This is a genomic window from Mycobacterium sp. WUMAC-067 (assembly GCF_020217485.1).
GTDB lineage: Bacteria > Actinomycetota > Actinomycetes > Mycobacteriales > Mycobacteriaceae > Mycobacterium.
Genome location: NZ_JAEKMI010000079.1, coordinates 1 through 12098 on the forward strand (window position 1 = coordinate 1; position 12098 = coordinate 12098).

Annotated in this window: 8 protein-coding genes and 2 pseudogenes; 4 read left to right on the top strand and 6 right to left on the bottom strand. The window is 62.2% G+C overall.

What is annotated here, in order from left to right; translation table 11 throughout:
- Window positions 1-291: 291 nt before the first annotated feature.
- From JF781_RS26300 to JF781_RS26315, 4 genes are all read right to left on the bottom strand, one after another.
- On the bottom strand, window positions 292-1800 hold the full coding sequence (locus tag JF781_RS26300) for a carboxylesterase/lipase family protein (RefSeq protein WP_033721569.1): 1509 nt from the start codon (window positions 1798-1800) through the stop codon (window positions 292-294).
- Window positions 1801-1932: 132 nt separating this feature from the next.
- Entirely contained in the window at window positions 1933-2829 is an 897-nt protein-coding gene (locus JF781_RS26305; RefSeq protein ID WP_033721570.1) for an alpha/beta fold hydrolase, read from the bottom strand.
- Between the two features lie 52 nt (window positions 2830-2881).
- Entirely contained in the window at window positions 2882-3322 is a 441-nt protein-coding gene (locus JF781_RS26310; protein WP_007172283.1) for a PaaI family thioesterase, read from the bottom strand.
- Window positions 3323-3370: 48 nt separating this feature from the next.
- Window positions 3371-4018 (bottom strand): TetR/AcrR family transcriptional regulator, encoded by a 648-nt coding sequence (locus JF781_RS26315; RefSeq protein ID WP_046182710.1) that lies wholly within the window; start codon window positions 4016-4018, stop codon window positions 3371-3373.
- 120 nt (window positions 4019-4138) lie between these two features.
- Between JF781_RS26315 and JF781_RS26320 the strand changes: the two genes are divergently transcribed.
- Together JF781_RS26320 and JF781_RS26325 are read left to right on the top strand one after the other, a co-directional pair.
- Window positions 4139-5632: an acetyl-CoA acetyltransferase gene (locus JF781_RS26320; protein WP_007172286.1), complete on the top strand. Its 1494-nt coding sequence runs from the start codon at window positions 4139-4141 to the stop codon at window positions 5630-5632.
- Window positions 5629-6726: a zinc-binding dehydrogenase gene (locus JF781_RS26325; RefSeq protein ID WP_007172287.1), complete on the top strand. Its 1098-nt coding sequence runs from the start codon at window positions 5629-5631 to the stop codon at window positions 6724-6726. The genes JF781_RS26320 and JF781_RS26325 overlap by 4 nt, the downstream gene beginning before the upstream one ends.
- A gap of 42 nt (window positions 6727-6768) precedes the next feature.
- On the opposite strand, the gene JF781_RS26330 is transcribed toward JF781_RS26325, so the two are convergent.
- On the bottom strand, window positions 6769-7977 hold the full coding sequence (locus tag JF781_RS26330; protein ID WP_007172600.1) for an IS110 family transposase: 1209 nt from the start codon (window positions 7975-7977) through the stop codon (window positions 6769-6771).
- Between the two features lie 246 nt (window positions 7978-8223).
- Between JF781_RS26330 and JF781_RS26335 the strand changes: the two genes are divergently transcribed.
- The gene (locus JF781_RS26335) at window positions 8224-8793 is read left to right on the top strand and encodes a carboxymuconolactone decarboxylase family protein (RefSeq protein WP_372457562.1); all 570 of its coding nucleotides are present in this window, start codon (window positions 8224-8226) and stop codon (window positions 8791-8793) included.
- A gap of 287 nt (window positions 8794-9080) precedes the next feature.
- Window positions 9081-9550: pseudogene (locus tag JF781_RS26340) on the top strand (PaaI family thioesterase).
- Window positions 9551-9581: 31 nt separating this feature from the next.
- Here JF781_RS26340 and JF781_RS26345 read toward each other — a convergent pair.
- Window positions 9582-12098: pseudogene (locus JF781_RS26345) on the bottom strand (MMPL family transporter); the annotation flags it as partial.

Genomic DNA, 12098 nt, shown 5'->3' on the forward strand with positions numbered 1-12098 from the left:
TTGACAGCAGGGTCAACTCTGACCCGAGTGGGCCATCCCACTATCGAAACTTTTGGCCCGCCGCCGTAGCGCGAGCCGATAGGCTGAAGCTCAAGCGCTCCGCGCGCAACTACCTGGGCGTCTGGTTCCATTCCCAGGTGGTGGTGGTAATCAGCAGCTGACGCGACGAACAGCGGTTCAACGTAGGGCTGAACGCCGCTCCCCGCCGAATTACGGGCGAAGCTCTGTCTTTGAATACCTCGCCCGCGGCAGTTCGCGGCATGTCGGGAACGAGATGCACACAGAATGCGGTCAGGGGCGGCGGAAGGTAAATCCCTCCCACGCCTGGCGCCGAACCGCAAGCGGGTCACACTCGACCCGCGATGTCCTGTCGAAGATCATCACCGCATGGTCGGCACTGACGTGGCTGGGCCAACCCGCGCCAGGCACGCCTGTGCGGGCGAAGGCGCACCACCGCGACTGGACATCCTCGGTAATGCGCAGCGCCGTATATTTGTCGCCTGCCGCGCTGAGCAGCCGACCCAACCGCGTTCTGTAGACGTCGAAAACTGCGAGCAATTCGGTAGCATGAGTGGCCCCCAGCCCGGACCATCGCAACGTGCGCGGAGCGTAGTCATAGCGGTACACGTATACCGGAGCGTGTGCGCTGTGCGCGTCGGCGATCTGCCATACGACCGATGCGAACGTGAAGTCGCCTCCCAATTCAATACAAGCAGCGGCTTTCGGATAAGAGGGGTACGCCGCCGTAATCCGCTCACGGTCAGCAGATTCCACAGTCGATAGCAGCAGCTCGATCTTGGGTTCGTTCGTTGGCAGTAGTTTCAGGAAGCGGGTGAACAGCTTGGCTTCTTCCGCATTGTTACCCACGACGAGAGGCACTCGGTGTGCTTTTCCCAAGCGCAACGAATCCATTGGATCCAGCGGCAGGTAGTCGGTTCCATATGTGGGACCGACCGGATATACGCCCGGCGCGTTGCGGCTTTCCTGCATGATCAGATGATCCAAAGTCGCTACGAGGTCGGTCGGCGGCGCGGTCAGCAAGACCGCGGCAGCGTCTCGCCTCCGAGCTCCGAGAATCGCCGCAAACCTTGCGGCGTATTCTTCAGATTGTTCACGGGAACTAGCCAAACCTCCCGCGGGGCTCTCAGAAATGGCTTGAGCGAACAGCCCTTTAGCAGCTGGAACAGCCAACAGCGTCGCCACTGCGTGTGCCCCTGCGCTCTCGCCGAATATCGTCACAGCGTCGGGATTGCCGCCGAAGCTTGCGATGTTGTCACGCACCCAACGGAGCGCCATAACCAGATCACGCAGATAAAGATTGTCGTCGATGCGGAAGGCGTCGGTAGACAGAGACGAGAGGTCAACTGCTCCAAGCGCGCCCAGCCGGTAATTAACTGACACGAACACGCACCCCTTGCGAGCCAACGATGCCCCGTCATATACCGGTGTCGCGGAGCTGCCGAGGAAGTATGCGCCGCCATGGATGAACACCATCACAGGTAACGGCCGCTCGTATCTGGTGTCGGGCGCGACGACGTTCAGCGTCAGGCAGTCTTCGCTCATCGGCTGATATTTGCCGAGGCCAACAAAAGTGTATTTGCGCGGCTGTGGTGCACAGTACCTGAAACGGTGACACGGCAAGACTCCCTCCCACGGCTCGATTGGCCGGGGGGCTCTTAGGCGCAACGCCCCGACGGGCGGCTCGGCGTAGGGGATGGATCGCCACCTGGTCACGCCGTCTCGGGAGAAACCCTCGACCAAGCCGGAAGTTACTGTGGTGCAGACGGTACGAAGGTGCATCGCTCGACTGTAGCTAATGGCCATTCACATCCTGCTTAAGTGGATGGATGTCACGCATATCTTGGTTTTGGTAGCTGTCGGCTGCCCTTAACTATGGCCAGCTTTGGGCTGCGCCACACAGCTCAGAGGTTCTCAGGCCGAATTGGCTATCGTGCGGTCGAGAAATCCGGCGACTGCTGCAGTGAAGGCGTCGTTGTCGTCGCCGGCCACCATGTGACCTGTGCCGGAAACGTCCACCGCTTCGGCGTGCGGGACAACCTGGAGGAATTCATCGACCGACTGCTGCGATGTCACATCCGAGAGGACGCCGCGCACCAGAAGCGTTGGTGCCTGCACGCGACGGGCCCCCTCAACAAGCAGTTCGCTGATCGCGTCGAACTGTTCGGCACCAGTGGCGGGGTCACCTTGCAGGAACTGAAAATTAGAGGTGATGAAAGCCGGATCCCATCGCCAAATCCACCTGCCATCGTCGCGTTGGCGCAACACTTTTCGCAGTCCGTCCAGGCTTTCGGGACGAGCGCGGTGCGGATTGTATTGGGCGATGACGTCGGCCGCGTCGTCGAGCGTGCCGAATCCGTCGGGATGGGCGGCCATAAATGACACGACGCGGCGTGCACCGTGGAACTCCATTCGCGGGGTGATGTCGACAAGAACGACTGCTGACCACAAATCGGCTGGTGCCAGCAGATGGGTTCCCAAAATGGTCATGCCACCCAACGACGCACCAACGACCACCGGCGGGCGGTCGTCACTCGCATGTTCGCGCACAGCCAGCAGATCGGATGTGAGTCCTGCGAGTTCGTATCGCCCAGTCGGGTCCCACCCGCTATCGCCGTGGCCTCGGGCATCGTAGGCGACGACGGTGTAACCGCGCGCATGCAACCGGCGCGCCGTGGTGGTCCAAGCGTGGCGATTTTGACCACCACCATGCAGGAGAAGTACGACGGCGCGGGCGGTGTCGTGCCGGTAGAAATCCGCCGTGAGGGTGACGCCGTCTTCGGTGCGGATTCGCTCGCAGGTAACAGTCATTTGATTAGGCCGCGATAGCCAATTCGGACGGCACTCGTGCTCAGTCTCGCCATCAACCGGAATACCCCCTCGGGCTAACCACCGTCACGGTTCCCTGCGCCGCGCATACCGCGCGCCCCGCGTTGGAGACATCGATTCTGGCGACACCGCTACGCTTGCCCAGCGCGATGATCTCGGTGACCGCAACGCACACTCCGCTCGACACGGGCTGCAGCAGATTTAGCTTGAATTCCGTTGTGGCCACCCATGATCCCGCTGGGATAACCGGATAGAACACCACGCCCAGACAGTGGTCTACCATCGCCGACAAGCATCCGCCGTGCAGGTTGCCGAACGGCGTCATCAGGTCGTCCCGAGCATCCATCTCCACAACCAGACGTCCCGCGGCGAATTCGGTGTGCCGAAATCCCAAGTAGCTGGACAGCCCACCCGCGGTTGCCGCCGCATTCTGCAACTCGTCGGCAATCTCTTGGCTGAACTGCTCGAACTTCATGTCTAGAGCCCCTCGTCGTTCACCGATACTGCTGCCACTAACGAGACATTACTCCGTACTTGTTGCATCAGCGCAAGACCGGGTGGTGGTGAGCAGAGGAGGAAGCAGGAATCTTCGTAGAAAAGCATCGAGGCCCTCCGGGCTGCGCTGCCTTGGGCCTTCGACCGTGAGTAGGCTGAGGATAGCCCGCAGTATCCACTCGGATGCATCGTCGACCGACACCCCACGCTCAAGTTGATCCCAGTGCGCGGCGAAGACAGGGCGAAGGAACTCGGCGACGAGTTCGAACAAAGCCACCGACGTACCCTTGGCCAGCCCTACGCCGGCGAGTTCGTCGTCACTGCCGAATAGCAATCCGATTATGGGTTCACGGTGGGCCGCACGGAGTGTAACCTCGACGAAATCCAGTATCGCCGAGCCTAAATCGGCATGCGCTGCGATCCGCGCACTAATGCGGCGGAGGTAGCGTTCGGCTGACCGCAAGATAACACCGGAAATGACGGATTCACGACTCGGAAAGTAGCGATACACCGTGGCGCGGGACACCCCGGCCTGCCTGGCGATGTCCTCCATCGTGGTGCCCGGTAGCCCCTTGTTCTCGAGGGACGTTGCGGCGGCATCGAGCAGATGGTCTCGGGCGATGTCGCGGCTCGCGGCGGTCGCCGTGCCCCATCGCAACGATTTTTTCGTCACCATTCAAGTATGCCGTCCCGTGCCGTTCGTGGGCTGACGATCGAAGCAGTTGTCGTATAGCACCTTATGTGACAATATCGCAGATATGTCGCAAAGGCGTCGACGATGACCGCGGCCTGACCGTTGCCGATTCCACGCCGCACTCCGGTCGTCGTCGCAGTTGGTGAGATCACGCACCGCGACGACGGTGTCGTTGACCCCATCGATTTGGCTTCCGAGGCCGTGCGTCGAGCATTGCAGGACTCGGGCGCTGCTATCGGGCATCGAATCGATATGGTGGCGACGCCCGGAATCTTGATGATTCCGCGTGACAATCCTGCGACGAGGATTGCCGAAGCGGCTGGGCTGGCGCCAATACGGCGCATCAGTTGTCCGGTTGGCGGTAATACGCCTCAGTACCTCGTTGAGGTGCTCGGCGCCCGCATCGCGCGCGGTGTCAGCGACGCGGTGTTAGTCGTCGGAGCGGAGAGCGGCGCGTCAGCTCGTAGGGTTGGATCGGGTCAGGTGCGACGAGACCCGAAACCCGTTGAGGGCCGGGATGAGTCACTTGGCGATACTCGCCCCGGTCTGAGCGCGGCCGAGATGTGTGCTGGACTGCGTTGGCCGCACCAGGTGTACCCGGTCTTCGAATCGGCGATTGCGGCTCGATCGGGCCGGACCTTCGATGAGCAGCGTCGCTGGCTGGGAAACCTGATGGCCCCCTTCACGCTCGAAGCATCGAGGCATCCCGGCCAGGCATGGTTTCCGCGCGCGCGCACTGCCAGTGAGCTCAGCTCGGTCTCGCCAACTAACCGGATGGTGTGCGAGCCATATCCCAAGATGCTCAACAGCATTATCACCGTCGATATGGCAGCCGCCTTCGTCATGATGGCTGCCGAAGTCGCCGACGAAATCGGTGTTCCTCGTGACCGATGGGTTTTCCCATGGTGCGCGGCCACTTGCAACGACGTGTACTTTCCGGTTCAGCGGCCCGATCTCAGTCGGTCCGCGGGAATTCGCGCTGTCGGACGGGCGCTCCTAGCTGCCTGCGACCTTTCCGCCGATGACATCGGATGGTTCGATTTGTACTCCTGCTTCCCTTCCGCGGTCGAAGTTGCGATCGAGGCGCTCGATCTCGATCCAGCGGATCCACGCGGGTTCACGGTGACCGGTGGATTGCCCTACCACGGAGGACCGGGTAACAACTATGTCAGCCACTCGATTGTGGAGATGGTTCGACGCTGCCGAAGCGAACCGGACGCCCTAGGACTGGTTTCCGGATTAGGTTGGTACATCACGAAGCACTCGTTGGGCCTATGGTCGGCGACGCCGCCGCCGACTGGGTGGCAGACACCGGACATGGCGGAAGCGCAGGCCGCGATTGATGCGACTGCGGTTCCAGTCGCTTCTGCCGCCGACACATCCGGTAGGGCAACGATCGACGGCTACACGGTGGTACACGACCGCGACGTTGGCCCTTCGTGGGTGCCTGTTCTCGCGCGTCTACCCGACGGCCGGCGCGTCGCGGCTCGCAACGACGATGCGAAGGTGGCGAAGGAAATGTCAAAAGAGATGATGGTCGGACGTCAGGTAACTGTGCGGCCCGCTGATCAGCGCGTCGAATTCGAACTGCCATGAAGGCCGATGCGCTCGTGCTGACCAAGCCGCGCGCCCTCGAGCGGCGCACTCTTGCGGTACCGCCCGTCGACGGCCACTCCGGAGTCCTTCGGATCGAGGCGTGCGGGCTCTGCGGAACCGATCACGAGCAGTACAGCGGTCACCTACCAGCGGGCTTCGCCTTCGTCCCGGGACATGAAATCGTCGGTGTCGTTGAGGCAGTCGGTGACGCCGCAAGCGCGCGTTGGGGTGTGTCGGCAGGTGATCGGGTTGCGGTCGAGGTTTTTCGATCGTGCCGGGAGTGCGACGCGTGCCGCCGAGGTGAGTATCGCAGGTGCTCGCGCAACGGACTGGCCACGATGTTCGGCTTCGTCGACGTAAACATCGATCCCGGCCTGTGGGGAGGGTACGCAACGCACCTGCATCTGCCCTTCGATTCCATGCTGTTGTCGATTCCAGACAGACTCGACCCGATTGTCGCTACGTTGTTCAACCCGCTGGGCGCGGGAATCAAATGGGCTGCCACGCTGCCGGAGACCGCGTCAGGCGACGTCGTCGCAGTCCTGGGGCCAGGCATCCGCGGCATCTGCTCGGCCGTAGCAGCGAAGGAATCCGGAGCGGCATTCGTCGCTATGACCGGACTCGGACCACGCGATCGACCACGGTTAGCCGCAGCGTCCAAGTTCGGCGTGGACCTGACCATTGACGTGACCCGTGAAGACCCGGTCAAGGCCCTGCAACGAGCGACCGGTCAACTCGCAGACGTCGTCGTCGACGTCACCGCCAAAGCGCCAGGTGCATTCGCTGACGCCGTCGCACTTGCTCGACCAGGCGGACGCGTGGTGATCGCCGGCACCCGCGGCGGCGGCGGAGCACCAGGCTTCGAGCCAGACCTCCTCGTTTTCAAAGAACTACGCGTCCTCGGCTCGCTGGGGGTCGATTACCCCGCCTATCAGAGCGCGATCGAATTGCTCGTCTCTGGGCGTTGGCCCTTCGATGAACTATCCCGGGACGTCGCCGGTTTCGCGGGCCTACCACGATTACTCGACGTCTTAGCCGATGGCGAGCCGGGCACGATTCCGGCCTTGCACAACGTCTTCGTACCGATGGCCTGACGTGCCAGCAGTGCCCAACTGAAAGGACTCTCAATGACGATGTCAAGCCGCCGACTGAGTGATCGGGGGTGAGTCGGGTTGCCAGGTGCGGTTGTCGCGGATGAGTGCGTAGAGGACGTTGGTGCGGCGTCGGGCCAGGCAGATGGTGGCTGGGATGGGTCGTTTGCCTTGGTTTCGTTTGCGTTGGTAGTAGGCGCGGGAGGCCGGGTCGCAGCGGATGGCGGTCAGTGCGGACATGTACATCACCCGGCGCAGCCGGCGGCTGTAGCGCTTGGGGGTGTGCAGTCGTCCGGTGCGTTTTCCCGAATCTCGAGATACCGGTGCGAGCCCGGCCCAGGCGGCGAGCTGGTCGGCCGAGCCGATCAGTTCGGGATCGCCGACGGCGGCCAGGAATTCAGCACCGAGCCGAAATCCCATGCCTGGGATGCTGGTGATCACTTCGGCCAGTGGATGGCGGCGAAATCGGTCCTCGATGTCGGCATCGGTGGTCTTGATGCGGTCATCGAGGGCAATCACCCCCTGCGCCAGATCAGCGATCAGTCCGGCGGCCACTTGTTCGCCGGGCAGTCGGACCGTTTGAGTTTTGGCGGCCGCCACCGCAGCCGCCGCAATGGCCGCGGCATTACGCACTCCGGCGTCGGCCAGGATCCGGGTCAGCCGCGAAATACCGGTCTGGCGGATGGCTTTGGGGCGCTGGTAGCGCGCCAGCAGCACTACCCAGCCCCGGTCAGCGCTGAGCTGGGCGGCCCGCTCCAGCGCCGGACACACCGCAACGAGTTGTTGGCGCAGTCGGTTGATCGTGCGGGTGCGGTCAGCGACCAGGTCGGCGCGATGAGCGGTGAGCAGCCGCAGTTCGGTGATCAGATCGTCGTCGGGATGCAGCAGTGGCAAGTCATCGCCGCGCATCCGCGACTGATCAGCGATCACCCGGGCGTCTTTGGCGTCGGTCTTGGCTTCACCACCTCGATAGACCGCCGAGGCTTGCCAGACCGCACGGCCCGCCAGGTAGCGCACCGACTTGCCGGCATCAGCCAACACGGTCAACAACAGGGCGGCATACACCGTGGTCAGGTCCACCGTCCAGGCAACCTGATCAGCCAACGAGTCAATCTCGCCGATCAGCGCACGGATCGGTTGCTCCTCGTTGCCGAGTCTGCGCGACAACACCACCGTGCCGCTGTTGTCGACCACGCACACCCAGTGATGTTCCTTGCCGACATCAACCCCAGCCCACAACTGGCCCGCTGCCATCGATCTCCTATCCGCTTGTCTGCCAACACGATCCCCACGGACAACCCCGCCAGCATTTCCTTAAACAAGCGATCACGTCGCAGATCTCAATCAGCGGCCCGAGGAAGTCCAGGAAGGCCGGGCGGCCAGTCCTTTCAAGCCGCACCACCAGGCCGGCAACCGACATGCCGCCTCACCCGACCCACCCGGGTCACAGCACAACGTAACAACACGAAGTAACTGCACCTACGAACTTAAGGACCGACTGTGGGCAGTGGAAACCGCGTCGAAATGCTCGGCCTGACAGACGCGCGCCGGCGCGCTGCTCAATGTGGCATCCCCGAAGCCATAGCGGAGTTGTCGATATTCCGAATCGCGCTTCACCAGCCTAGTGTGGCAATGGCCTTGAACGGACTGCTGGAGGCGTTGCTGTGGACCGGGGACCTCGACGCGCGGCTGCGAGAGCTGATCATCATGCGAATCGGCTGGGTCACCGGCTCGGTCTATGAATGGACGCAACATTGGCGACTCGCACGAATGCTCGACGTGTCCGAGCGTGACCTGCTCGCGGTGCGAGATTGGCAGAATGCTAACCACTTTGGCGATGCCGAACGTGCTGTACTTGCGGCGACCGATGAGACACTGCGTGACGGCACCATCTCGGATGGCACGTGGGCTGTGTGCCGAGATGCGTTGCAAGCAGACCCGGGGCTCCTTGTAGAACTTGTCGCGGCGATTGGCAACTGGCGACTCTTTTCTGCGCTCCTGCGATCTCTGGATGTGCCGCTCGAAGACGGCGTCGACGAATGGCCCCCTGACGGTGTTCGACCATCGTGACGCAGCGTGTCCAAAATGCCTGCGGTACCGTGCTAACGGTATCGCGCCGAAGCGGACCGTACTGGCGCTTGGATCGCCCGGCGCGGCTCGCCGTGACCATGAGCTGCACTTTGCCAGGTCGGCATACGCCAAGTTGCTGCGTTCGGCACCTTAATGCGGGATTTCTCGTCGTTTAAGGCCGCAATGGCCGAAGTTATCGAACACGTCCAACCGGAAACGAGGCCGCAACCTTGGATGCTCCAAATTCAACTGAACCGCAACGCCTGCCGTCACACACGCCTACCTGTATGGGTTGCGGGACCCGAGAATTCCAGTGGCCTGCAGCTAGAGGTCTATCGTCTGGACGATGAGGTATATGCCGATGTGGCATTCGATGAGCGTCATATCGGTGCGCCCGGCTTGGCGCACGGCGGGGCTATCGCGGCGGCGTGCGACGACCTTTTGGGCTTCACCCTGTGGATCGCCGGCACGCCTGCGGTCACGCGCAATCTCGCGATCGAGTATCTAGCGCCGGTTCCGCTACACCAGCCCCACCGCATTAGCGCACGTATCAGCGTGCGGCAAGGACGTGCCTTACACTGGCGAGGGGGTCGGTGAAGATGGCGTCATTCGTTTCACCGCAACAGCGGTTTTCATCACGGTAGAACCCGAACACTTCGCCGCCCACGGCGACATCGCCGGTTTCGGAGAGCTTCTTGACCAGCTCGTCCGCTTCGCTGGACCCAACACCGCTCATGACTCAGATGAAGGTGCGTAATCGTCGGTATTTTAGTCAAAATGCAAGAGTTTCAAGCGTCCTCACGTTTACGTTGCGGCCACCAGCTGGTCTCACGGAGCAATGTGGCGATCGCGGGAACCGTGAGAGTGCGGACAACAAAGGTGTCGAGTAGTAGGCCACAGCCGATGATGAGCCCGGCTTGGATCATGATCGCGACCGAACCGACCATAAGGCCGAACATGCTGGCCGCGTAGATGAGCCCGGCGGAAGTGATGACTGAGCCGGTGTTTGCGACCGTGCGCAGTACGCCGACGCGGATGTTGTGAGCGGATTCCTCGCGTAACCGCGAGATCAGCAGCATGTTGTAGTCGGCGCCCACCGCGATCAAGATGATGAACGCCAAAAGCGGTACCAGCCAAGCGATTTTCTTACCGAGGCCGTATTGGAAAACGAGCGTCCCGATGCCCAGTGCGGCTGCGTAGTTGAGCACGACCGTACCGAGCAGGTAGAGCGGGGCCACCAAGGCGCGCAGGAGAACGACGAGGATCAGTCCGACGATGACGAGCGTGGCAATGGCCAGCAGATGGAAGTCGGCCGACAGAAGGCGCTGGATATCGGAGTTGACGGCGGGGAATCCGGCCATCGATATTTTGGCGTTGGCCAAGGAGGTGTTGGGCGTGCAGCATCGGCAACTTGGGTGATCTTCTGAGCGAGATCCATCGCTTCGCTGCTGTAGGGGTTGTAGCTGGATTCGATGGCGAAGCGTGCGGTCTTGCCGTCAGCGGACAGGAAGTGCTTTGCCACATCGGAGAACTGGCGATTCTCGAAGGCGTTAGCCGGGAGGCAAAAGCCGCTGGAGTTGTCCGAACCGGCGCTGGACCGCGCGGAATTCTGTAGTTGGGTGGCGATCTGACTCATGCCGGACAACATTTCGATGTTGCTGTCGGCAAGGGTATGCACACCGGTGGCTAGGGCTTGTGCGCCCGATGCGAGCTGGCTGATGCCGTTTTGGAGGCGGCGGATGTTGCCGGCCATGTCGGCGGGGTCGCCGAGCGCTCCGAACGCCTTGTTCAGCGAGGTGACCGTGTTCTGCAGGTCTGCCATGGTGCCCCCCGCAGTATCGCCGCCCGGCTGGTACATGTCGCCGAGGTTGGCGAGCTGGCTGAAAAAGCCGCCATCGCGCAAGGTCACCAGAATCCGTACCTGGTCGCGGATCTGGGTGCACTCGGGTGTGGAGGCAAACCAGGGGGAGGTGTTGAGCGCACCGACCAGCGGGTCGATCGTGGCGATCGCATTCTGAGCTTGTTGAGCTTCTTGACGTAGCCCAGGTCCGGCTCGGATAGCTTGGTCGATGGTCGGTGTGGTAGTCGAAAGTTGCTGCAGCAGAGGGCGAAAGCGCTGAAATTGCGAGCCGCTGGACTGGGCTTGGTTAAGGATACCGGTCAGCGGAGTCAACGCTGTGCGAAGGGTGGTGTCAAGTTGCGCCAGGCCGCTGGCGAGTTGGTCGGCACCGCCGGTGAGTTTGGTGAGATCGGTCTTGTGGGCGTCTCCTTTGGCGACGGCATCGGCCATCTTGTTGCCGATCTGGACGTTTTGCCAAGAGAGCTGTGCCTGATCGAGTCGTGCCCCGGTGGGCCGGGTGACGCCGGATACTTTGGTGACGCCCGGCAATTGCGACACGCGAGACGCCATCTCATCCAGGTCGGCCAGGCCTTTACCGGTGTGCATATCGGTCCGTGATTCCACGACCATGAACTGGGTGATGACGATATCTTTGCGAAAGTGCCTGTCCAGCAGGTGATAACCTTCGTTGCTGGCGGTTGTGTCCGGCTCTCCTTGGCGGTCGTCGTAGCTCATGCGCATGGTCAGCGCGACAGCCGCTAGCCCTAATACAAGGGCCAGGCTGGCGGCCAGCAGTGGGGTGGGTCGGCGGACTACGGCCACGGCGATCCAGTTCCAGTAGCGGCGTGTGCGGTCGGCTTTGGGTTCGCCAATGCCGCCGTTTGGCGGCCAGCGCCAATACCGGAGGGAACAATGTCACGGTGGCCGCGACTCCGACGAAGACGGCTATCGCGCACGCTGGGCCCAGCGCGCCAAAAACGCTCAGCTTTGCAAAGAACCATGGCCAGAAATGCAAACGCCACAGTCGCGGCGGAGGCCAGGATCACCCGGCCGATGGTGGCGGTTGCGTTGATCACCGCGAGGTCAGCCGAGACGTCCTGGCGGCGCTGCTCGTGATACCGGCTGATCAAAAATGCCGAATAATCGGTGCCGGCGCCCAACAGAATCGCCGTCATGAACGCGATGGTGAATCGCGACACCGGCATTCCCGCTTCGCCCAGCGCCGAGAGCACTCCGCGCCCTACCGCAAGGCTGACCCCGATAACCAACAGAGGCAGCAACGCGGTAAACAGTGACCTGTAGATGACCAGCAAGATCAGCGCTATCAGCCCGGCGGTCACGACGGAGATGACAATCAAATCCTGCTCAGCCGAATCGATTTGATCGCTGAACGTCGCGGGAGGGCCGGTTACGCGGACCGTCGTGGATGTGCCGCTAAAGGACTGGGCGGCGATAGCGGTGATGG

Coding starts and splice junctions, on each gene's coding strand:
- JF781_RS26315 (WP_046182710.1), bottom strand. CDS start 4,018: ATGGTGACGAAAAAATCGTTGCGATGGGGCACGGCGACCGCCGCGAGC.
- JF781_RS26310 (WP_007172283.1), bottom strand. CDS start 3,322: ATGAAGTTCGAGCAGTTCAGCCAAGAGATTGCCGACGAGTTGCAGAAT.
- JF781_RS26305 (WP_033721570.1), bottom strand. CDS start 2,829: ATGACTGTTACCTGCGAGCGAATCCGCACCGAAGACGGCGTCACCCTC.
- JF781_RS26325 (WP_007172287.1), top strand. CDS start 5,629: ATGAAGGCCGATGCGCTCGTGCTGACCAAGCCGCGCGCCCTCGAGCGG.
- JF781_RS26300 (WP_033721569.1), bottom strand. CDS start 1,800: ATGCACCTTCGTACCGTCTGCACCACAGTAACTTCCGGCTTGGTCGAG.
- JF781_RS26330 (WP_007172600.1), bottom strand. CDS start 7,977: ATGGCAGCGGGCCAGTTGTGGGCTGGGGTTGATGTCGGCAAGGAACAT.